The sequence below is a fragment of the Ewingella sp. AOP9-I1-14 genome, assembly GCF_052375995.1.
GTDB lineage: Bacteria > Pseudomonadota > Gammaproteobacteria > Enterobacterales > Enterobacteriaceae > Ewingella > Ewingella allii.
Genome location: NZ_JBQSVA010000016.1, coordinates 16,808 through 36,655, shown reverse-complemented (window position 1 = coordinate 36,655; position 19,848 = coordinate 16,808). Strand labels below are relative to the sequence as shown.

Sequence of the window (19,848 nt, the reverse complement as noted above, 5' to 3'; positions counted from 1 at the left end):
GGATGACATAGCGTTGGGGATGGGAGCAATAGGGGTGGCAATGGAGCCGGCATTTTAGTGTTAGTAAAAACTTTCAAACTGGATGCGGTCGCAGAGGATCGCTATTTTGAAATGACTGGCTACAGTATTATTTGACGATATCTTTGCACTAACGGTTAGGGTGATATGGGATTTGATAACTTTTCCTCGCCACGCTCTTTGCGTTCTCTCGAGGCTATTGAGGCCAAAAGATCATTGCTCTTTGCGCCTCATATTGAACAGCTCACAAAGTATGTTGAAGGGCTAAAGATTAAATATCCGGGATGGGAATTCCCATATTTCGATCCACATGATGGTGGGCAGTTAGCGGATATTCTATTTTTGCTAGAAAAACCTGGTCCAAAAACCTCACCAAAGTTTGGTGGTTCAGGTTTTGTTTCCCGAGATAATAATGATTCAACAGCCGAGGCTTTATTTAATTTTATGAATGTGGCGGGCATTCCACGGCATCGTACTGTCCTGTGGAATACTATTCCGGGCTGGAATGGTACGATTAAGATGACATCCCTCGAAAACAAAAATGGTCTTTCCGAGCTTGCTCATCTTTTAACTCTTTTACCCAATCTCTCAACCGTCGTATTAGTTGGCCGTAAAGCTGAGAAGGCATCGCCGCTGTTGGAGCACCTTCCCGTTAAAATCGTTGTTTCGGCACACCCCTCACCCAAGGTTAGAGCAATTAATAGGCCTATGTGGGATAGCATTCCCGGACGTTGGTTGGAGGCTTTATAAACTAAAGAGCCGCCATTTGTAAAATCTTCATTGAGACTCAGTTCATTGATATAGAACTCACTGGAAATTTTGATGTTTTTTACGGATATTACGGCTGCTATGAGCATAAGCTGTTGTGCTATATGACGCTTTCTGAGGAGCATGCAAAATATGTTCGACCATTCTACCCACCCCGAAGTCGCAGAATGGTTTGCCAGCTTCGGTGTCGCCGAGGTGCCATATAGCGGGTGTTCCATCGACCTAACCAACGAACCGCCTGAGCATTGGTTTTACAAGCGCAACAAGTTGCGGCCTGAAAGCCTGAAACTGGAGTTACGCATCCCATCTAACGGGAATTGGTTGGTCGACCTATCGCGTCATGACAAGCTGTTCAATATTCAGTGGCGCCCGAATGATGACCTGCGCATAGAGTCGGAGCAACTGCGCTACCGAAAATTGATCAAATGGCCCCGACTATCCAGCCTTATGGATTTTCCCCTGCTGGCTGGGCAGCTGGAGCAATGCCTGGACGTGCGCTTCCTGCGGCATGCCAATTTCGGAGCACGCTTACTCGAACCCGAGGCGCTGTCGTGCAATCCCAAAATCCGTCAATGGTTAGCACCCTGCGCCGATACTTTTGGATGGAACAGGAAAATGCAGCCGGAGTAGCGGGTTTGGCGAAGGTGTTCTGCAAACACAAAAAAGCCGCAAACCCTTTCAGGTTGCGGCTTTCTTTGCGGTAACGGCCTTATCTGGTGATAACCGAAACCTTGTTTGGTGGAGCTGGGGGGATTTGAACCCCCGTCCGAAATTACTACACCGTCGGCACTACATGCTTAGTCTAGTCTTTACATTCGCCGGTTAGCTGCGGACAGACACGCCACTAACAAACTATCCTGATTGGGTTTAACGCTTTCACCCCAGGCAAGGTGTCCACGCGATCTCTTTTAGGTTTGACCTCTCTTGATCCCCGTCCTAAGAGCGGAGGCTAGGGAGAGAGGGCTCTGAGCAGGGTATTAAGCTGCTAGTGCGTAGTTTTCGTCGTTTGCGACTATTTTTTTGCGGCTTTTTACGAGGCCAACCGCCCCTCGGCATGCTCCTTGGGCTTCGCAAATCCCGTCGAATCCAGAATCAGCCCCAAGTACTGTCGTGCAGTATATCAGAAAAACTGCATGCTAAGCCAGTAGCTTAGCGATTTGCGTGCTTCATGATACGTGCTTTGTCTAACTTCCACTCGCGATCTTTGATGTCATCGCGCTTGTCGTGCTCTTTCTTACCTTTCGCCAGACCGATTTTGACTTTCGACCAGGCGTTTTTCCAGTACAGGGAGAGTGCAACAACGGTGTAGCCGTCGCGACTGACCTTGCCGAAAAGCGTTTCTAACTCGCGCTTGTTGAGCAGGAGTTTACGAGTACGCGTAGGGTCACAAACGATGTGACTCGACGCCACATTGAGAGGTTGAATAGTTGCGCCAAACAAAAAGGCTTCACCGTCGCGGAATGTGACATAGCTGTCAGTAATGTTTGCTTTACCAGCGCGCATCGATTTGACTTCCCATCCCTGCAAAGCAAGCCCCGCTTCAATTTCATCTTCGATGAAATATTCATGGCGAGCGCGTTTGTTCATCGCGATAGTCGCGGAACCGGGTTTATGTGCTTTTTTCTTTGTCATAGTGTCACTTATTATACTGTAAGCATTGGGGAATGAAATCCCCACGGGGTAACAGCCTGCGTTTTTTGGCCTTTGTTGCTTTCGCTCCGAGGTAGTTTTTTGTCTCGAGGTCGATAAATGGTATGATTTGTACGATTTATGATACTTGGAAAATGATATGCCACAGATAAGTCGTTCTGCGCTCGTGCCGTTCAGCGTAGAACAGATGTACACCTTAGTGAATGATGTTGATGCCTATCCTCAATTTCTGCCGGGGTGTACGGGTAGCCGAATTATTGAGCAAGGCCCAGATTCCATGACCGCCGCGGTTGATGTTTCTAAGGCGGGGATCAGCAAAACTTTTACCACGCGCAATACGCTGTTTAGCAATCAACGCATCGATATGCAATTGGTTGATGGACCTTTCCGCAAGCTGATGGGCGGCTGGAATTTCACCGCGCTGAGCCCAGAGGCCTGCAAAGTCGAACTCAATCTTGATTTCGAATTCACCAACAAATTGATCGAACTGGCGTTTGGTAAAATATTTAAAGAGCTAGCCGGCAGCATGGTTCAGGCTTTCACCCAGCGCGCGAAAGAGGTTTACAGTGTCTGAGATCCGCGTTGAGGTGGTTTATGCGTTACCTGAACGGCAGTATCTGCGCACGGTGAAGCTGGAAGAAGGTAGCACGGTAGAGCAAGCCATTGTCGCGTCGGGTTTATTGGAGTTGAGGAAGGATATCGACCTCAAGAGCAATAAAGTTGGCGTATACAGCCGCCCCGTGAAGCTGGCGGACATCATCGCTGACGGTGACCGAATTGAAATTTACCGGCCGCTGATTGCTGATCCAAAAGAGCTTAGGCGTCTGCGAGCAGAAAAGTCTAAAAAATAAGGCGCCTTGAGCGCCTTATTTTTTTACCCCGAGGATGGATTCTGGCTGCTGCCAGCAAGCATCAGGAGGGAGATTAATTCTTGTCGCTTAACGCAGGTTTGTTATCAACGTTAGTCAGCGTTCCCGCTTGGTTAAAGGTCAGCGTCAAGGTTTGTTGCTTCACGCCTTCATGGCCAGGCTGCTGGCGGAAAACGTAGTACCAAGTGTCATTACCAAACGGGTCGTCCAGCATCGGGGTACCAAGGACATAAGCCACTTGTTGCTTGGTCATGCCGGTATGAATCTTTTGAACATCAGCAGGAGCCAAGTAGTTCCCCTGATTGATGTCAGGCCGATAAACCACCTTTTCCAGTGTGGAACAGCCCGCAGTCAGCATTACAAGAGTTACTGCGGCGGCAGTTAGCGTTTTACAGCGCATAGTCGTTACATTCCTTTAGGGCATAAGATGCCGATGATAATAGACCTTTCATCAGTTTGAAACCTTTGCAGGGCACCTGTATGACCGCAGAATCGTAAAAAAGTTGAGCTTTTTAAGCTGCGAGCAGTTCTTTGGCGTTAGCAAGGGTGTTTCTGGTGACTTCGCTACCGCCCAGCAGACGCGCCAGTTCCTGCAATCTGGCTTTTTTATCCAGTCGATTCATTTGGGTTTCAGTGGCTTCCCCGTCGGTATCTTTGCTCACAAAATAATGTTGATGACCACAACCCGCTACCTGCGGTAAGTGGGTCACACACATCACCTGCGTTGACTCACCCAACTGACGCAGCAGTCTGCCGACGATAGCGGCAGTTGGGCCACTGATACCCACGTCCACTTCATCGAAAATCAGCGCCGGGGTTTCCATTTTCTGCGCCGTGATCACCTGAATCGCCAGTGCGATGCGGGACAGTTCACCGCCGGAGGCCACTTTCGCCAGAGCCTGTAATGGCTGGCCTGGGTTGGTGGTGACCTGAAATTCCAGACGATCGGCACCTTCCTGACTTAAATGCTCGGGAACAAACTGAACTTGTATCTTAAATTTACCGTGTGGCATCGACAGGCTTTGCATGCTGTCGGTGATCAGGCGAGTCAGCTCGTCAGCATAGAACTGGCGCTTATCATGCAGCTGCTGGGCAATGCTCAGTGCTTGCTGATAGTGCAGGTTAACGGCTTCGCTGAGTTCTGCCTGATTGGTTTCGTGATCGTCGAGCATCTGCTGCTCGTCCAACAGCTGGCGATGCAGAGTTGGCAACTCTTCGGCAGAAACGTGATGCTTTTTCGCTAAACTCAGTTGGCGAGAGAGTCTCTGCTCTAGCTCAAACATGCGATTCGGATCGATTTCCATCCGTTCGTTGTAGTGGCGCAACTCATCGCTGGCTTCGCTGATTTGGATGGAGGCGTCGTCGAGCATCACGATCAGCTCATTAATTTTGCTGTCGATTTCGGCCAGTTCGGTTAGCTGGCTTTTAGCGCTATACAGCAGGCTGACCACGTTTTGATCGTCGCCATCGGCCAGCAAATAGAGCGCGTTCTGGCTCAGTGACATCACCTGCCCGCTATTCGCCAGCAGTTTGTACTCTTCGTCGATCTGTTCATATTCGCCAGCCTGCGGGGCAAACTCGTTCAGCTCTTTCAGCTGGTATTGCAGCAGCTGCCGACGCGCCTCGCGCTCGGTGACTTGCTGCTGATACTGCGCCAGCTGGCGGCAACTTTGGTGCCAGTTCTGGTACGCCTGACGCATCTGCGCCAGCAGCAGAGGCTGGTCTGCATAGGCATCCAGTAGCTGTTTTTGATGTTCAGGTTTCAGCAGGAGCTGGTGAGCATGCTGGCCGTGGATCTGGATCAGATGCTGGCCAATTTCCCGCATTTGGGAAAGCGGGACAGGGGTGCCATTGATAAAACTGCGAGAGCGGCCGTCAGCGCTGATGGTGCGGCGCAGTAGACAGTCATTGCCTTCGTCGAGCTGATTTTCGGCCAGCCATTGTTTTGCAGAAGGAGTGTCAGCCAGAGTGAAACGCGCGCAGATATCGGCGCGATTAGCCCCCAGACGCACGGTGCTGCCATCAGCCCGGTTGCCGAGGCACAAACCTAAGGCGTCGATAGCAATGGATTTACCTGCGCCGGTTTCACCGGTGATTGCCGTCATACCGCTGTGAAAATCGATGTCTAACTCACGAACGATGGCAAAGTTACTGATAGTTAATTGCGCCAGCATGATCACCTTCCTGTACAAAACAACAGACCTGTAATTTCATACAGTATAAACTGGTTTTATATACAGTAAAGTCCCTGGCGCAATATTTTTTCTGTGGCAACCTTTGGTATCAGAACAATTTCTTCGACCAGCCGAGTTTGGTGCTCAACGTATTGAAATAGCTATAGTCTTTTGGGTGGATCAAGTTGAGGTGGTAGTCACTACGGCGAATCACCACTTCTTCCCCTTGCTGAATCGGCAGGGCGATTTGACTGTCGCAGCTTATCTCTAAGTCACTGCTGATATTAGAGAATTTCAGGCAGATGGTGCTGCTACTGTTAATCACCAAGGGTCTGGCCGACAGGGTGTGCGGGAACATCGGCACCAACGCGATGGCATCCAGCGTGGGGGTTAAAATCGGACCGCCCCCGGAAAGCGAGTAGGCAGTAGAGCCGGTCGGCGTCGAGATAATCAGGCCATCGGAGCGCTGTGAGAAGGCGAATTTGTCATCAATATAGACTTCAAATTCAATCATATGTGCAACTTTGCCGGGGTGAAGCACCACTTCATTGATCGCCGTGCTGACGCGGCATTGGCGGTCTTCGCAACGCACAAGGGCTTCCAACAGGAAACGCTGCTCGCTGAGATATTCCCCTTTTAACACGTCGTCAAGCTGCTGCAAGGCGTTATCGGGGTCAAGATCGGTAAGAAAACCGAGGTTACCGCGGTTGACGCCGATGACTTTGATGTCATAGCGCGCCAGCACCCGCGCTGCGCCCAGCATATTACCGTCACCCCCGACGACAACGGCTAAATCGGCCTTTTTACCGATATCTGCAAGGCTGCCGGTTTGTGCGCCTTCCAGCTTAAGATCTTGAGCCACCGTGCGTTCCACCATCACTTCATAGCCCTTGGAGACCAGCCAGTGATAAAGCATTTCATGGGTGGCGAGTGCTGATGGATGGCGGGGGTGGCCAACGATGCCTATGCACTCAAATTTTTTATTCATTGCGGTGGTTATCCTCAATAGGCTTTTGTCACGCCTGCATTATGTCTGAACCTTTAAAAGCAAACCTTGAAACAACGGTTTTGATCCCCATAATAAGCCCAGTAGCAAGATTAATGCTAAAACGCGGAGATATTCATGAGTAGTAAAGAACATAAGACGCCTAACGAGCAAGTCTCTGATGAGTTAAATCAGGAGCAAGCGCTGCATACGGAAGCGGAAACTGAGGCGGCAGACGTCGTTGATCCGCGCGACGAGCGTATTGCAGAACTGGAAAATCAATTGAAAGAAGCTCAGCAGCGCGAGCGTGATAGCTTGCTGCGTGCTAAAGCGGAAGTGGAAAATATCCGCCGCCGCACCGAGCTGGATATTGAGAAAGCCCATAAATTCGCACTGGAGAAATTCTCCGGTGAGCTGTTGCCGGTTATTGATAACCTGGAACGTGCGCTCGACATGGCGGATAAATCTAACGCCGAACTGACTGCTCTGGTCGAAGGTGTTGAATTAACGCTTAAATCACTGCTGGATGCCGTTCGCAAGTTTGGTCTGGAAGTGGTTGCCGACATTCACGTGCCTTTCAATCCTGAATTGCATCAGGCAATGACGCTGATGGAGTCAGAAGACTTGGCCCCTAACCACGTCATGATGGTTATGCAGAAAGGTTACACGCTGAACGGTCGCCTGCTTCGCCCTGCGATGGTTGCGGTGTCAAAAGCCAAGGCATAAGCCCCCGCTTTTGTTAGAAAGGCATCCTTCGGGATGCCTTTTTTGTTTGCAGAATCAGCAGTTAAGCGGGAAGTTCTGGCATCCAGTTTATCGGCTCCAGCCCCTGTTTTTTCAGCAGTTCATTGGTAGCGGAGAAGTGTTTGCAGCCGAGAAAACCGCGATGGGCCGACAGCGGCGAAGGGTGCGGTGCTTTCAGCACGTGGTGGCGCTGAGTATCAATAAAGCTGCCTTTCTTCTGCGCGTGTGAGCCCCACAGCAGGAACACCACGCCTTGGCGGTGCTCATTCAGCGCGGCTATCACTTTATCGGTGAAGGTTTCCCAGCCCAATTTAGCGTGGGAGTGAGCCTGGCCGCCCTCGACGGTCAGCACGGTGTTGAGCAGCAGCACGCCTTGGTCAGCCCAGCTTTGCAGGTAGCCGTGGGAGGGGCGCTCGAAGCCCGGAATGTCAGTCGCCAGCTCTTTGTACATGTTAACTAAAGAGGGCGGAGCAGGAATTCCCGGGCGAACGGAGAAGGAGAGGCCGTGTGCCTGATTCGGTCCGTGGTAAGGGTCTTGGCCCAGGATCACTACTTTAACATCGCACAGTTCGGTGGAGCGGAAGGCGTTGAACACGTCAGCCTGCGGAGGATAGATCGTTTTTCCCGCCGCGCGTTCGCTGGCGACATACTTCAGGGTATCAATGAAGTAGGGTTGTTCTTTTTCGGCACCAATGACGTCATGCCATGTCAGGGTCGTGGACATTAACGCGCTCCTTTTCTTTGTAATTTCAATCGCGTTAGCTTACCTGCAAGCGGATTTGAGTGAAACCTTACCCTGTTATCAAAATGCAAACAGCAAGGTGTATCAGGCCCGATCAAATTTAATTGATATTTAACAATATTAATTGAAGGGAGGGGCTGGAAAAAATTGATATAAAACATAAATTTGCCGCAGGGCGCCTAACACCCCAAGGCTAAAGTTGATATTTATCAAGGAACGCGGGGTGCCCAACTGTTATACAGGTCATCAGGAGCAAGGTATTGCTGTCATTCCTTGGCGGCAGCTTGTTTACAGTATCGTAGCCATTAATGGAGGCAACACATGATCACCGGTATTCAAATTACTAAAGCCAATAATGAAGCACTGAAAAACTCTTTCTGGCTGCTGGACGACGAGAAAGCAGAAGCGCGCTGCATCTGTGCAAAAGCGGGCTATGAAGAAGATCAGATTGTCGCAGTCAGCGAACTGGGCCAAATCGAGTATCGCGAAGTGCCGATGGAGTTCCAGCCAACGGTTCGCGTTGAGGGCGGCCAGCATCTTAATGTCAACGTGATGCGCCGTGAAACCTTGGAAGATGCTGTGAAGCATCCTGAAAAGTACCCACAGCTGACTATTCGTGTTTCAGGCTACGCGGTACGTTTCAATTCACTGACGCCAGAACAGCAGCGCGACGTGATCACCCGTACTTTCACTGAAAGTCTGTAAGCTTTCGCTCAATAGACCTATTGAGCAGTGAAAAGCTGAGATAATAAAAAACCGCCTTAATTGGCGGTTTTTTTATGCTTTAGAGAAAGCTCAGGGGGCTTATTTCGCGCTGCCTTTGCTGTCTGCTTCAGCTTTCACGCGGCGTTTACCGACGTTTTTGCTGTCGCGGTGGCGCACTTTCACTTTAACTTTTGATTTCACCTGCGCTTCTTTCTGCTTCTCTTTACGCTTCGCCAGCACCTTCTTCGACGGCTTGCCGGTGGTTTTCTCGCTTGGCGCTTTGGTCTTCGGACGCAGCTCATCAATCACGCGCGGCTTCAGTGGCTCATTCAGGTAACGGCCAATTTTGCCCAGCAGCAGATGGTCATGCGCCTCGACGAAGGAGATCGCAGTCCCTTTGCGGCCCATACGGCCAGTACGGCCGATACGGTGCAGGTAGGTGTCTGCGGTCAGCGGCAGGTCGAAGTTGAACACGTGGCTGATGTCGTTGATATCCAGACCGCGCGCGGCGATATCGGTGGCAACCAGCACATTAACGCGGTCTTCAACCATGCGTTTTACAGCTTCAGTACGTTTAACCTGAACCATTTCCCCTTCAAGATAGCAGGAGTTGATCCCTGCTTCACGCAGCCAGGCTACCAGCTCGTGCACGCGCTCGCGTTTACGCACGAAGATCACCGACTTGGTGACATCTTCTTGATTCAGAAGGTGGATCAGCATCTGGGTCTTGTGCGCGACGTCATCGGCGCGGTAGTACCACTGCAAAATCTTTTTGCGCTCGCGGCGAGAAGGATCGGCTTCGATCTCAACCGGCTCGGTCAGAATGCGTTCGGCAAACTCGCGAATGGCTTCGCCTTCCAGCGTTGCAGAGAACAACAACGTCTGTTTGCGCCAGCGCGCTTCGGCGGAAATGGTTTCGATATCTTGCGCGAAGCCCATGTCCAGCATGCGGTCGGCTTCATCAAGGATCAGCGTTTCAATGGCGCGGCAGTCAAAGTTTTCTTCTTTGATGTATTGCAGCAAGCGGCCCGTGGTGGCGACCACGATGTCCTGATTTGCGCTAAAGACTTCGGCGTGGTTCATATACGCCACGCCGCCAGTGATGGTGGCGATATCTAAATCAGTGTGCTTGGCGAGTTCGCGCGCCTGTTCAGCGACCTGCATCGCAAGTTCGCGGGTTGGCGTCAGAATAAGAATACGTGGCGGACCAGATTTCTTACGCGGGAAATCCAGCAAATGCTGCAATGCAGGCAGCAAGAACGCTGCTGTTTTGCCGGTGCCGGTAGGAGCCGAACCCAACACATCGCGTCCGTCCATCGCTGGCGGAATGGCCTCTGCCTGAATGACAGTCGGGCGGCTATAGCCTTTTTCGCTCAGGGCGTCTATTAGGCGTTCATCGAGTTCGAGTTCGGAAAAATTCGTTACAGTCATGGTCTACCTCTACTTGGGGCGCCGATTATAGACGTGTTAGGCGCGATCTTCACCTATTTAAGCGGCTAGCGTGGCTTTTCCTTGCCGAATGTTTCCCCTATGCTATGTCAGTTCTGGATATCAGGCCGTCTTGCTGATGGTTTAATGGTGAAAATGTGGTGAACGAAGTCAAGGTCAGCCAGCCAATGCGGCGTAATGGATTTACATTTAAACAGTTTTTTGTGGCACACGATCGCTGTGCAATGAAAGTCGGTACCGACGGCGTGCTGCTCGGGGCCTGGGCGCCGGTTGAGCAAGCCACTCGAGTGCTGGATATCGGCTCAGGCAGTGGTCTTATCGCCCTGATGCTGGCGCAAAGAACTGGCGAGTCGGTCCGGATTGATGCCGTCGAGCTGGATATTCCCGCAGCCGAGCAGGCCGCCGAAAATTTTCAGGCTTCGCCTTGGGCCGTAAGACTTCAGGTTTTCGCGCAAGATATCAATCTCGTCGCCCAATCCCATCCGGCTCATTATGGCCTGATTGTCAGCAATCCGCCTTATTTCGAGGCCGCCGTGGCTTGCCGCGATGAGGCGCGCAATACCGCCCGTTATACTGAGAGTCTGACTCACGCCGCCTTGCTCGACTGTGCCGATAAGCTTTTGCAGCCTAGTGGCAAGTTCTGCGTGGTGCTGCCTTATGATCTTGGATTGCAACTCGAAGCCAAAGCGCAGCAAGCAGGATGGTTCACTTTCAGCCGCCTTGCCGTGCGCGATCGCCCCGGTAAGCCGCTGAATCGCCTGCTGTTAGTGCTCTGTAAACAACCTACCGAGGCCGATCTGCAAGAAATGGATTTACGCGAACGCGAAGGGGTTTATAGCCCGGAGTTTCGCGGTTTAATCGCTGATTTCTATCTGAATTATTAGGCAAAGTGCGTTTTAACAGTGCGATCCATCGCACTGTTAATAGCTAATAGCAAGTTTAAGGCTGAAGAATGGTTGGCTGCGGATCGTCGAGCAGGTCAGGGTAGTCGAGAGTGAAGTGCAACCCGCGACTCTCTTTTCGCTCCATCGCGCTGCGAACAATCAGTTCGGCTACTTGTACCAAGTTGCGCAGTTCCAGCAAGTTGTTGGAAATTCTGAAGTTAGCGTAATACTCATCAATCTCCTGCTGGAGAGTCATGATGCGGCGCAGTGCGCGCTCAAGGCGTTTGGTGGTACGCACAATTCCTACGTAGTCCCACATAAACAGGCGCAATTCGTGCCAGTTATGTTGAATCACCACTTGCTCATCCGAGTTATCTACCCGGCTCTCATCCCAAGGCGGCAGCTGTTTGGCCAGCTTGGCGTGAGGCAGGCGCTTGATAATGTCTTCTGCCGCCGACCAGCCGTAAACCACGCACTCCAACAGGGAGTTAGACGCCAGGCGATTGGCGCCGTGCAGGCCGGTATAGCTCACTTCGCCGATGGCATACAGGCCATCAAGGTCGGTGCGCCCGTGTTGGTCAACCATCACGCCGCCGCAGGTGTAGTGGGCGGCGGGAACAATCGGGATGGCTTCTTTGGTCAGATCAATACCCAGCGACAGCAGCTTTTCGTAGATCATCGGGAAGTGCTGCATGATGAATTCCGGCGGGCGATGGCTGATGTCGAGATACATGCAGTCCGCGCCGAGGCGTTTCATCTCGTGGTCAATGGCGCGAGCCACCACGTCGCGCGGCGCGAGTTCGCCACGCGAGTCGAAATCTGGCATGAAGCGGCTGCCGTCCGGGCGCTTGAGATAAGCCCCTTCGCCGCGCAGGGCTTCAGTTAGCAGAAAGTTTCTTGCCTGCGGATGGTATAAGCAGGTCGGGTGGAACTGGTTGAACTCAAGGTTGGCGACTCGGCAGCCCGCGCGCCACGCCATGGCAATGCCATCACCCGAGGAGATATCTGGGTTGGTGGTGTATTGGTAGACTTTAGCTGCGCCGCCGGTGGCTAGGATCACCGCTTTCGCGCGGAAGGTTTCGACCTGTTCTTTCTGGCGATTCCACACATACGCCCCGACCACACGCTGAGTGCCCGGTAAACCAATCTTGCTGGAGGTGATAAGGTCGACCGCGTTATAGCGCTCTTTCACGCAAATATTCGGGTGATTTCTTGCTTTACCTACCAGCGTAGTCTCTACTTCTTTACCAGTAGCATCAGCACTATGCAGAATTCGGCGATGGCTATGGCCGCCCTCGCGAGTGAGGTGATATCGCTCTTCGGAGCTGGCGTTGGTTTCAGTGTCAAATAGAACGCCTTGGTCTATCAGCCACTGCACGCAATGGCGCGCATTACCGGCGATAAACTCCACGGCCTCTTTGTCACATAAACCGGCACCGGCAATCAGCGTGTCATCTACGTGCGAGCTAATGCTGTCAGTTTCATCGAATACCGCCGCGATGCCACCTTGAGCATAAAAGGTTGAACCTTCGTTTAAAGGTCCCTTGCTAAGGACGGTGACGCTGCAATGGTCGGCAAGCCGCAAGGCTAATGACAGACCGGCAGCGCCGCTTCCGATGATCAAGACATCGCTGACAAATTCAGATGAAGGTTGCATAGCGTATGATGTTTGCAGAAGAAGAGTGAAATTCATGTTAGCCTAAACGTCCTGGCAAAAGCCACGGACTTGAGACTTTAATAGAAAAAACAACAGCGATGTGGAACTTAACGTTTCATGTGAACTCCAAGCAGTACTTGCTCAGGAATATAATGATGATAGCTGGCAGTACTACTTTATGCGCGGAGATAGTTTTGGGGAGACTTTACCTCGGATGAGCGAGCAGTTAGCAGATCAGGTTCTGGTCGAGCGGGTCCAGAAAGGTGATCAGAAATCGTTCAATTTACTGGTAGTCCGTTACCAGCATAAAGTAGCGAGCCTTGTTTCCCGCTACGTACCACAAGGCGATGTGCCTGATGTGGTTCAAGAATCATTCATTAAAGCCTATCGCGCGTTGGAGTCATTCCGTGGCGACAGTGCTTTTTATACGTGGTTGTACCGTATCGCGGTCAACACGGCGAAGAATTATCTGGTGGCGCAGGGCCGCCGACCGCCTTCTAGCGATGTAGATGCAAATGATGCTGAAAACTTCGAAAGTGGCGGTGCATTAAAAGAAATTTCGAACCCTGAGAATTTGATGTTGTCAGAAGAGTTACGGCAGATAGTTTTCCGTACTATTGAAGCACTTCCTGAGGATCTTCGCATGGCGATCACCTTAAGGGAGTTAGATGGATTGAGCTACGAAGAAATAGCCGCCATCATGGACTGCCCCGTGGGTACGGTGAGATCCCGTATTTTCCGTGCCCGGGAAGCTATTGATAATAAAGTTCAACCGCTGATTCAGCGTTAACGATGGCGGACACTGGAAGGGTACTAGGCATGCAGAAAGAAAAGCTTTCCGCTCTAATGGATGGTGAAGCATTAGATTCCGAACTGCTGAATTCGCTGTCGGATGATAAAACGCTTCAACAAAGCTGGCAGAGTTATCACTTGATCCGCGACACCATGCGCGGTGATATGGGAAATGTCGTGCATCTTGATATTGCAGACCGCGTTGCTGCTGCGTTGGCGAATGAGCCAGCTAAGCTAGTTCCTGGTGCTGTTCCTGAGTCGCAACCGCAACCTCATTCATGGGAGAAAATGCCTTTCTGGCATAAAGTTCGCCCATGGGCGAGCCAACTGACGCAAGTTGGCGTGGCGGCATGCGTTTCTCTGGCGGTCATCGCTGGTGTTCAATACTACAACCAGCCTGACGCTTCTGGTGCTTCGCCAGAAACGCCTGCGTTCAACACTGTGCCTATTATTGGCAAAGCTTCTCCAGTGAGTTTTGGCGTGCCAACGAGTGAAAGTACTTCGTTTGATGGCAAGCAAAACGTGCAGGAACAGCGCAAACGCATTAATGCTCTTTTGCAGGATTATGAGCTGCAACGTAGATTGCATTCTGATCAACTTCAGTTGGAAACTGCCACGCCTCAACAGGCAGCGGTTCAAGTACCCGGAACTCAGTCTTTAGGAATGCAAACGCAGTAATGAAGCAAATTTGGTTTGCCGTTTGTTTACTGACCGGTAGCCTGTTAACTCCTGCAATCGCCTCGGCAGAACCTACTTCCGAGGCGTTATTGCAAGAGATGAGCAAGGCGAGCCAGTCACTAAATTATGAAATCGCCTTCATTAGCATCACGAAGCAGGGAATTGATTCCTATCGCTATCGTCATGCTATCTCCGATCATATCCCTCTCGCACAGCTCGTCCTGATGGACGGTCCTCGGCGCGAAATCGTCCAGCGTGGCAAAGAGATCAGTTACTTCGAGACCGGGCTTCAGCCTTTTACCCTCGATGGTGACCATATCGTTGATTCACTGCCGACCGTGGTGTTCAGTGATTTTTCTCGCCTGGCGAAATACTACGATTTTATCCCCGTTGGCCGTGGTCGCGCTGTCGATCGCTTAAGCCAGGTGGTTCGCGTGGTGTCCCGTGATGGCACGCGCTTTAGCTATGTTATCTGGGTTGATGAAGAGACTAAGCTGCCGCTGCGCGTCGATCTTCTGGATCGGGATGGTGAAACCTTAGAGCAGTTCCGCGTGATCTCCTTTGTGGATGATGATGAAGTCAAAGGGGCACTCACCGGGCTGGAAAAAGCGACCTTGCCGCCGGTTCTCTCCGTGCCGGAGGGCGAAAAAGCTACTTTTACCTGGCAGCCAAAATGGTTACCTGACGGTGTGAAAGAAGTCGCCCGTAGCCGCAGAAACTTGCCAAATGTCCCTGTCGCGGTAGAATCACGCTTATATTCCGACGGGCTTTTCAGTTTCTCAGTTAACGTTAATGTCACCACTAGCGGCCCTTCAGAGCAGCTTGTCCGGCAGGGGCGTCGCACGGTGCAGACAGAAGTCCGTAACGCCAATGAAATTACGGTCGTAGGCGAATTGCCGCCTGCTACAGCGAAACGCATTGCTGATAGCATCGTGTTCGCGACACCCTAAAAGGTTAGGTACTTGATATGTTGAAAGAATGGGCCACAGTGGTTTCGTGGCAGGACGGTATCGCTAAGCTGCGTTGTGAAACGCAGGCAGGTTGTAGCAGCTGCCATTCACGCTCTGGTTGCGGTGCGCGCGTGCTCAATGAGCTAGGCCCGCAAACCGAACATAATCTACAAGTACATATTGCCGAACAGCTCCAGCCGGGGCAGAAAGTTGAGCTGGGTATTACCGAAGGTAACCTGATTCGCTCCGCGCTTCTGGTCTATATGACCCCTTTACTGGGCGTTATTCTGGGCGGCGGGTTGTTGCAGTGGCTTACACAAAGTGATCTTTACTCGGTAGTAGGCGCGGTGACTGGCGGCGTTGCTGGTTTTCTGCTGGCCCGCGCGTTAGCGACCAGCCTTGAGAAGCAGGCTGGGTATCAGCCGGTTATTTTGCAGATTGGCTTACCGCCAGACGCATTCCGCTTCCAAACGGATAACGCGCATATCGCGCCATAATTTCTGCTTTAATACCAAGCTAAAGATTAAAAAATCGCTGCCCACGGGCGGCGATTTTTGTTTATATCGCCACACTTTTGCTGCCAATAGGTTGATGCTAATTTCTGATTGGGATTCTATTTTGAATCATATGCTCAATCAGCGCGATGAACAGATCGGCGTTAAATAGAGACGTATATAACACTGAGAAAAGAATGCGCCTGTTACCGTCCATCAGGTGGATCATCTGGCTGTTAGCGCCGCCGCTGATATATTGAATCTCTTCAACCGGGATACAAATTCCATCGTCAGAAGTGAGGAAACGCGCACTTAGCCGCAATTTCTTCTCATTTAACCCCATGAGATTATTAGCAAATAAGTGACGAATGCCGCATCTGGCCGCTGCGTGATAAGTGAAAACCACGCTGCCGTCATTGGCCAGAATATTTAGAGCCTGCGGGCCTTTAGTCATCAATTGCTCATTTTTGATCACTTCAACCAGTCTTTCGGCATGAGCAATATTGGGCGTTATTTTATGCCAATGAGTACTATTGCCTTCGCGGAAAGCCATAGTATTAAGTATTTTTCTGGAGTACTTGCCGGTTCGGAATCTATATATCTCAGTGATTCTTTCGAAGGGAATAAAACGGTTTTTGTGCTCCCGTTCATTAATCGCCAGAATTCCATTTTCATGCAGTTGATAGGTTTGTTTCGGCTTAAGAATATGCCGGAAAATAAATATAGCGATGCCCAAGGCGATACTGAAAATCGCCGTGAGGGTGATGACATACAATCCGCTGTCGCTTGACCTTCCCAGAGCAAGCAAAAATACCACCTGGACTGCACCGCCAACGATTAATAATGTGGCGAGAACCATGGTGATCCAGGAATTGACTCTGGCAAAGCCGTGCTGACTTAGCAAACGCCCTTCATTGATCATGATGCTAACCTTAGTAACCGGATTGAAAAATAAAGCAAAAAAGTTAAAAAAGTGAAAAATAAAATGCTAATAAATTCTTTTATAACAGTTATTTAAAGGCTTTTTTGCTGGTGAGTATATGAGCATTTTCCTAAAGTCCCAGCCTCCCAGTGGCTATGAAAAATGGTTATTTGAGTCAGTTCGCTAACTGCTTACAACTTATTGCATTTACGGGGGGATTTGCTGACAGGAATCAGTGCATAATCCAGAGTTCCGTGGCGGTGAGACTAGGTTTTCAGGCCCCTGACATGTAGAATGCTGCGACTCAGGCGAAAGACAGCCAACTTACAAACCGTCGCTGTGTTTTTATGGCGAATGATTCAGAAATACCAAGGTAGAAACTCTTTATAATGAAGAACATAAGAAACTTTTCCATCATCGCTCATATTGACCACGGTAAGTCGACGCTGTCCGATCGTATTATTCAAATCTGCGGTGGCCTGTCAGATCGTGAAATGGAAGCGCAAGTTCTTGACTCAATGGACCTGGAACGCGAGCGCGGGATCACCATCAAAGCGCAAAGCGTCACCCTCGATTACAAAGCTCAGGATGGCGAAACCTACCACCTGAACTTCATCGATACCCCAGGGCACGTTGACTTCTCCTACGAAGTATCCCGCTCCCTTGCTGCCTGTGAAGGCGCATTGCTGGTGGTGGATGCCGGGCAGGGCGTAGAAGCCCAGACGCTGGCGAACTGCTATACGGCGATGGAAATGGATCTGGAAGTGGTTCCGGTTCTGAACAAAATCGACCTGCCAGCTGCGGATCCTGAGCGTGCTGCTCAAGAGATCGAAGATATCGTGGGCATTGATGCCACAGATGCTGTGCGCTGCTCGGCGAAAACCGGCTTGGGTGTTCCAGACGTGCTGGAACGCTTAGTGCGTGATATTCCGCCGCCGGAAGGTGATCCAGACGCTCCTCTGCAGGCGCTGATCATCGACTCATGGTTCGATAACTATCTGGGCGTGGTGTCCCTGATTCGAATCAAAAACGGCACCCTGAGAAAGGGTGACAAAATTAAAGTGATGAGTACCGGACAGGTGTATAACGCCGACCGTCTGGGTATTTTCACACCGAAACGCGTTGACCGTGACTCACTGGGTTGCGGGGAAGTTGGCTGGTTGGTTTGCGCCATCAAAGACATCCTCGGCGCGCCGGTTGGCGATACCCTGACGCTGTCACGTAATCCTGCTGATAAAGCGCTTCCAGGCTTTAAGAAGGTTAAACCACAGGTTTACGCGGGTCTGTTCCCGGTTAGTTCCGACGACTATGAAAACTTCCGCGACGCTTTGGGCAAACTTAGCCTGAATGACGCCTCACTGTTCTATGAGCCAGAAAGCTCTACCGCGCTGGGCTTCGGCTTCCGCTGTGGCTTCCTTGGTTTGCTGCACATGGAGATCATTCAAGAGCGTCTGGAGCGTGAATACGATCTGGACCTGATCACCACCGCACCAACGGTAGTCTACGAAGTAGAAACCACGGGCGGCGAAGTGATTTATGTCGATAGCCCGTCAAAACTGCCGGCGCTGAACAACATTCAAGAACTGCGTGAGCCGATTGCTGAGTGTCACATGCTGATGCCGCAAGAGTATCTGGGCAGCGTGATCACCCTGTGTATTGAAAAGCGTGGCGTGCAGACCAACATGGTTTATCACGGCAATCAGGTTGCACTGACCTATGAAATTCCGATGGCGGAAGTGGTTCTCGACTTCTTCGACCGTCTGAAATCAACCTCTCGCGGCTACGCTTCACTGGATTACAACTTTAAACGTTTCCAGGCGTCTGACATGGTGCGCGTTGATGTGTTAATCAACGGCGATCGCGTGGATGCGCTGGCGCTGATCACTCACCGTGGTAACTCACAGTTCCGTGGTCGCCAGCTGGTTGAAAAGATGCAGGAGCTTATCCCGCGTCAGCAGTTCGACATTGCGATTCAGGCCGCGATTGGTGCCCACATCATTGCGCGTTCAACCGTAAAACAGCTGCGTAAAAACGTCTTGGCTAAGTGCTACGGCGGTGACGTTAGCCGTAAGAAGAAACTGCTACAGAAACAGAAAGATGGTAAGAAGCGCATGAAACAAGTAGGTAACGTTGAGTTACCTCAGGAAGCATTCCTGGCGATTCTCCATGTTGGTAAAGACGGCAAATAAGCCCCCAATGAGCGGTAGGAGTATGCATGGCTAACATGTTTGCCTTGATTCTGGCGATTGCAACGCTGGTATCGGGGATTATCTGGTGTCTTGATCGTTTCAAACTTGCCCCGGCTCGCCGGGCAAAGATTGCCGCTCTCAAGGTAGAAACTGCTGGCGCCATCGATGAGAAGACGCTGAGCAAAGCAGCAAAACAGCCGGGCTGGGTGGAAACCTGCGCCTCTGTTTTCCCTGTGCTTCTGGTGGTATTTGTGGTGCGTTCATTCATCTATGAACCTTTCCAAATTCCGTCAGGCTCAATGATGCCAACGCTGTTAATCGGCGATTTCATCGTGGTTGAAAAATATGCCTATGGCCTGAAAGATCCTATTACTCAGACCAAACTGATCCCAACCGGCGAGCCAAAACGCGGTGATGTCGTGGTATTCAAATACCCATTAAATCCAAGTGTGGATTACATCAAACGTTTAGTAGGCCTGCCGGGCGATCGCGTGACTTATGATCCCTTCAGCAAACAGGTTACTGTTCAGCCTGCTTGTAACAGTGGACAGAATTGCAGCACCGCGCTGGCTGTGACTTATGATGAAGGTAAAGCGAGCGGTTTCGTCCAGACTTTCGGTCAGGCTAGCGGCAGTGAAGCCACCAGCGGCTTCTTTGAAATTCCTCCGACTGAGAATGTGCCTCAAGACGGTATTCGCCTGTTAGAACGTCAGGAAACCTTGGGCAATGTGACCCATAATATTCTGACTGTTCCTGGCGCGCGTGACCAACTGGGTGCCTATTATCAGCAACCGGGCCAGCCTATGGGTACTTGGGTGGTTCCTGCCGGTCATTATTTCATGATGGGTGATAACCGCGACAATAGCGCCGACAGCCGTTATTGGGGCTTTGTACCAGAGAAAAATCTGGTGGGCCGTGCCTCGGGTATTTGGATGAGTTTTAAAAAGCAGGAAGGTGAGTGGCCAACAGGTGTTCGCCTGAGCCGCATTGGTGGAATTCATTAATTCGTTGCGGTCTATTTCCGCAGCAATATATTTCCACACGTTGTAGAATACACTTTCGAGCGATAAAAGTTGGCTCCCCGATTTTTAAACGGGTCATTAAATGACGAGATTTAAAAAGAATAGAGGGAGCCACTGCAAACGAAACAGCTTTGGATTGGCTTAAGGCGAAGCAGG

At 51.0% G+C, this 19,848-nt stretch carries 21 protein-coding genes and 1 other RNA gene; 13 read left to right on the top strand and 9 right to left on the bottom strand.

Annotated features, from left to right (window positions below; translation table 11 throughout):
- Positions 1 to 165 precede the first annotated feature (165 nt).
- Together ACT3RT_RS22300 and ACT3RT_RS22295 are read left to right on the top strand one after the other, a co-directional pair.
- On the top strand, positions 166 to 768 hold the full coding sequence (locus ACT3RT_RS22300; protein WP_496203760.1) for a uracil-DNA glycosylase: 603 nt from the start codon (positions 166 to 168) through the stop codon (positions 766 to 768).
- Between the two features lie 150 nt (positions 769 to 918).
- Positions 919 to 1,416, top strand: coding sequence for a hypothetical protein (locus ACT3RT_RS22295; protein WP_353503191.1), 498 nt, complete (start codon positions 919 to 921; stop codon positions 1,414 to 1,416).
- A gap of 106 nt (positions 1,417 to 1,522) precedes the next feature.
- On the opposite strand, the gene ssrA is transcribed toward ACT3RT_RS22295, so the two are convergent.
- Both ssrA and smpB read right to left on the bottom strand, forming a co-directional pair.
- Positions 1,523 to 1,886, bottom strand: a transfer-messenger RNA (tmRNA) gene (gene ssrA, locus ACT3RT_RS22290).
- Positions 1,887 to 1,935: 49 nt separating this feature from the next.
- On the bottom strand, positions 1,936 to 2,418 hold the full coding sequence (gene smpB / locus ACT3RT_RS22285; RefSeq protein ID WP_185689359.1) for an SsrA-binding protein SmpB: 483 nt from the start codon (positions 2,416 to 2,418) through the stop codon (positions 1,936 to 1,938).
- Between the two features lie 157 nt (positions 2,419 to 2,575).
- Between smpB and ACT3RT_RS22280 the strand changes: the two genes are divergently transcribed.
- Positions 2,576 to 3,010: a type II toxin-antitoxin system RatA family toxin gene (locus tag ACT3RT_RS22280; RefSeq protein WP_353503188.1), complete on the top strand. Its 435-nt coding sequence runs from the start codon at positions 2,576 to 2,578 to the stop codon at positions 3,008 to 3,010.
- Entirely contained in the window at positions 3,003 to 3,287 is a 285-nt protein-coding gene (locus tag ACT3RT_RS22275) for an RnfH family protein (protein ID WP_485903498.1), read from the top strand. Before ACT3RT_RS22280 ends, ACT3RT_RS22275 begins: the two co-directional genes overlap by 8 nt.
- Before the next feature lie 73 nt (positions 3,288 to 3,360).
- Here ACT3RT_RS22275 and bamE read toward each other — a convergent pair whose 3' ends face one another.
- The 3 genes from bamE to nadK all read right to left on the bottom strand — a co-directional run bounded on the left by bamE (position 3,361) and on the right by nadK (position 6,467).
- Positions 3,361 to 3,705 carry an outer membrane protein assembly factor BamE gene (gene bamE, locus ACT3RT_RS22270; protein WP_353503186.1) on the bottom strand — a complete coding sequence of 115 codons (345 nt, stop codon included), beginning with the start codon at positions 3,703 to 3,705 and terminating at the stop codon, positions 3,361 to 3,363.
- Between the two features lie 112 nt (positions 3,706 to 3,817).
- Positions 3,818 to 5,479: a DNA repair protein RecN gene (recN, locus tag ACT3RT_RS22265; protein WP_496203759.1), complete on the bottom strand. Its 1,662-nt coding sequence runs from the start codon at positions 5,477 to 5,479 to the stop codon at positions 3,818 to 3,820.
- 109 nt (positions 5,480 to 5,588) lie between these two features.
- Positions 5,589 to 6,467, bottom strand: coding sequence for an NAD(+) kinase (gene nadK / locus ACT3RT_RS22260; protein WP_353503184.1), 879 nt, complete (start codon positions 6,465 to 6,467; stop codon positions 5,589 to 5,591).
- Positions 6,468 to 6,602: 135 nt separating this feature from the next.
- On the opposite strand from nadK, the gene grpE reads away from it, so the two are divergent.
- Positions 6,603 to 7,190, top strand: a complete 588-nt coding sequence (gene grpE, locus ACT3RT_RS22255; protein WP_353503183.1) for a nucleotide exchange factor GrpE — start codon at positions 6,603 to 6,605, stop codon at positions 7,188 to 7,190.
- Between the two features lie 61 nt (positions 7,191 to 7,251).
- Here grpE and ung read toward each other — a convergent pair whose 3' ends face one another.
- The gene (ung, locus tag ACT3RT_RS22250; RefSeq protein WP_353503182.1) at positions 7,252 to 7,932 is read right to left on the bottom strand and encodes a uracil-DNA glycosylase; all 681 of its coding nucleotides are present in this window, start codon (positions 7,930 to 7,932) and stop codon (positions 7,252 to 7,254) included.
- A gap of 339 nt (positions 7,933 to 8,271) precedes the next feature.
- Here ung and grcA point away from each other — a divergent pair, with 339 nt between their 5' ends.
- The gene (grcA, locus tag ACT3RT_RS22245; RefSeq protein ID WP_496203758.1) at positions 8,272 to 8,655 is read left to right on the top strand and encodes an autonomous glycyl radical cofactor GrcA; all 384 of its coding nucleotides are present in this window, start codon (positions 8,272 to 8,274) and stop codon (positions 8,653 to 8,655) included.
- A gap of 99 nt (positions 8,656 to 8,754) precedes the next feature.
- On the opposite strand, the gene srmB is transcribed toward grcA, so the two are convergent.
- Complete coding sequence (gene srmB / locus ACT3RT_RS22240; protein ID WP_496203757.1) at positions 8,755 to 10,086, bottom strand: ATP-dependent RNA helicase SrmB; 1,332 nt, start codon at positions 10,084 to 10,086, stop codon at positions 8,755 to 8,757.
- Positions 10,087 to 10,271: 185 nt separating this feature from the next.
- Between srmB and trmN the strand changes: the two genes are divergently transcribed.
- Complete coding sequence (gene trmN / locus ACT3RT_RS22235; RefSeq protein ID WP_496203762.1) at positions 10,272 to 10,988, top strand: tRNA(1)(Val) (adenine(37)-N(6))-methyltransferase TrmN; 717 nt, start codon at positions 10,272 to 10,274, stop codon at positions 10,986 to 10,988.
- A 55-nt stretch (positions 10,989 to 11,043) separates the two neighbouring features.
- On the opposite strand, the gene nadB is transcribed toward trmN, so the two are convergent.
- Complete coding sequence (gene nadB, locus ACT3RT_RS22230; RefSeq protein ID WP_496203756.1) at positions 11,044 to 12,645, bottom strand: L-aspartate oxidase; 1,602 nt, start codon at positions 12,643 to 12,645, stop codon at positions 11,044 to 11,046.
- Between the two features lie 214 nt (positions 12,646 to 12,859).
- Here nadB and rpoE point away from each other — a divergent pair, with 214 nt between their 5' ends.
- The 4 genes from rpoE to rseC are packed head-to-tail and all read left to right on the top strand — an operon-like array spanning position 12,860 to position 15,562.
- Positions 12,860 to 13,435 (top strand): RNA polymerase sigma factor RpoE, encoded by a 576-nt coding sequence (gene rpoE / locus ACT3RT_RS22225; protein WP_034792729.1) that lies wholly within the window; start codon positions 12,860 to 12,862, stop codon positions 13,433 to 13,435.
- Between the two features lie 29 nt (positions 13,436 to 13,464).
- Positions 13,465 to 14,115, top strand: coding sequence for an anti-sigma-E factor RseA (rseA, locus tag ACT3RT_RS22220; RefSeq protein ID WP_353503178.1), 651 nt, complete (start codon positions 13,465 to 13,467; stop codon positions 14,113 to 14,115).
- The gene (gene rseB, locus ACT3RT_RS22215) at positions 14,115 to 15,065 is read left to right on the top strand and encodes a sigma-E factor regulatory protein RseB (RefSeq protein ID WP_496203755.1); all 951 of its coding nucleotides are present in this window, start codon (positions 14,115 to 14,117) and stop codon (positions 15,063 to 15,065) included. The genes rseA and rseB overlap by 1 nt, the downstream gene beginning before the upstream one ends.
- 17 nt (positions 15,066 to 15,082) lie before the next feature.
- Positions 15,083 to 15,562, top strand: coding sequence for a SoxR-reducing system protein RseC (gene rseC / locus ACT3RT_RS22210; protein WP_353503176.1), 480 nt, complete (start codon positions 15,083 to 15,085; stop codon positions 15,560 to 15,562).
- A gap of 97 nt (positions 15,563 to 15,659) precedes the next feature.
- Here rseC and ACT3RT_RS22205 read toward each other — a convergent pair whose 3' ends face one another.
- On the bottom strand, positions 15,660 to 16,481 hold the full coding sequence (locus ACT3RT_RS22205; RefSeq protein ID WP_496203754.1) for a DUF308 domain-containing protein: 822 nt from the start codon (positions 16,479 to 16,481) through the stop codon (positions 15,660 to 15,662).
- Positions 16,482 to 16,870: 389 nt separating this feature from the next.
- Here ACT3RT_RS22205 and lepA point away from each other — a divergent pair, with 389 nt between their 5' ends.
- Together lepA and lepB are read left to right on the top strand one after the other, a co-directional pair.
- Positions 16,871 to 18,670 (top strand): translation elongation factor 4, encoded by a 1,800-nt coding sequence (lepA, locus tag ACT3RT_RS22200; protein ID WP_496203753.1) that lies wholly within the window; start codon positions 16,871 to 16,873, stop codon positions 18,668 to 18,670.
- A 26-nt stretch (positions 18,671 to 18,696) separates the two neighbouring features.
- Complete coding sequence (gene lepB, locus ACT3RT_RS22195) at positions 18,697 to 19,674, top strand: signal peptidase I (protein WP_353503173.1); 978 nt, start codon at positions 18,697 to 18,699, stop codon at positions 19,672 to 19,674.
- The last annotated feature ends 174 nt before the right edge of the window (positions 19,675 to 19,848 follow it).

Bases quoted from the DNA above. Each gene is read 5' to 3' on its own strand.
- ACT3RT_RS22300 (WP_496203760.1), top strand. From the start codon at position 166: ATGGGATTTGATAACTTTTCCTCGCCACGCTCTTTGCGTTCTCTCGAG.
- ACT3RT_RS22295 (WP_353503191.1), top strand. From the start codon at position 919: ATGTTCGACCATTCTACCCACCCCGAAGTCGCAGAATGGTTTGCCAGC.
- smpB (WP_185689359.1), bottom strand. From the start codon at position 2,418: ATGACAAAGAAAAAAGCACATAAACCCGGTTCCGCGACTATCGCGATG.
- ACT3RT_RS22280 (WP_353503188.1), top strand. From the start codon at position 2,576: ATGCCACAGATAAGTCGTTCTGCGCTCGTGCCGTTCAGCGTAGAACAG.
- bamE (WP_353503186.1), bottom strand. From the start codon at position 3,705: ATGCGCTGTAAAACGCTAACTGCCGCCGCAGTAACTCTTGTAATGCTG.
- recN (WP_496203759.1), bottom strand. From the start codon at position 5,479: ATGCTGGCGCAATTAACTATCAGTAACTTTGCCATCGTTCGTGAGTTA.
- nadK (WP_353503184.1), bottom strand. From the start codon at position 6,467: ATGAATAAAAAATTTGAGTGCATAGGCATCGTTGGCCACCCCCGCCAT.
- grpE (WP_353503183.1), top strand. From the start codon at position 6,603: ATGAGTAGTAAAGAACATAAGACGCCTAACGAGCAAGTCTCTGATGAG.
- ung (WP_353503182.1), bottom strand. From the start codon at position 7,932: ATGTCCACGACCCTGACATGGCATGACGTCATTGGTGCCGAAAAAGAA.
- grcA (WP_496203758.1), top strand. From the start codon at position 8,272: ATGATCACCGGTATTCAAATTACTAAAGCCAATAATGAAGCACTGAAA.
- srmB (WP_496203757.1), bottom strand. From the start codon at position 10,086: ATGACTGTAACGAATTTTTCCGAACTCGAACTCGATGAACGCCTAATA.
- trmN (WP_496203762.1), top strand. From the start codon at position 10,272: ATGCGGCGTAATGGATTTACATTTAAACAGTTTTTTGTGGCACACGAT.
- nadB (WP_496203756.1), bottom strand. From the start codon at position 12,645: ATGCAACCTTCATCTGAATTTGTCAGCGATGTCTTGATCATCGGAAGC.
- rpoE (WP_034792729.1), top strand. From the start codon at position 12,860: ATGAGCGAGCAGTTAGCAGATCAGGTTCTGGTCGAGCGGGTCCAGAAA.
- rseA (WP_353503178.1), top strand. From the start codon at position 13,465: ATGCAGAAAGAAAAGCTTTCCGCTCTAATGGATGGTGAAGCATTAGAT.
- rseB (WP_496203755.1), top strand. From the start codon at position 14,115: ATGAAGCAAATTTGGTTTGCCGTTTGTTTACTGACCGGTAGCCTGTTA.
- rseC (WP_353503176.1), top strand. From the start codon at position 15,083: ATGTTGAAAGAATGGGCCACAGTGGTTTCGTGGCAGGACGGTATCGCT.
- ACT3RT_RS22205 (WP_496203754.1), bottom strand. From the start codon at position 16,481: ATGATCAATGAAGGGCGTTTGCTAAGTCAGCACGGCTTTGCCAGAGTC.
- lepA (WP_496203753.1), top strand. From the start codon at position 16,871: ATGAAGAACATAAGAAACTTTTCCATCATCGCTCATATTGACCACGGT.
- lepB (WP_353503173.1), top strand. From the start codon at position 18,697: ATGGCTAACATGTTTGCCTTGATTCTGGCGATTGCAACGCTGGTATCG.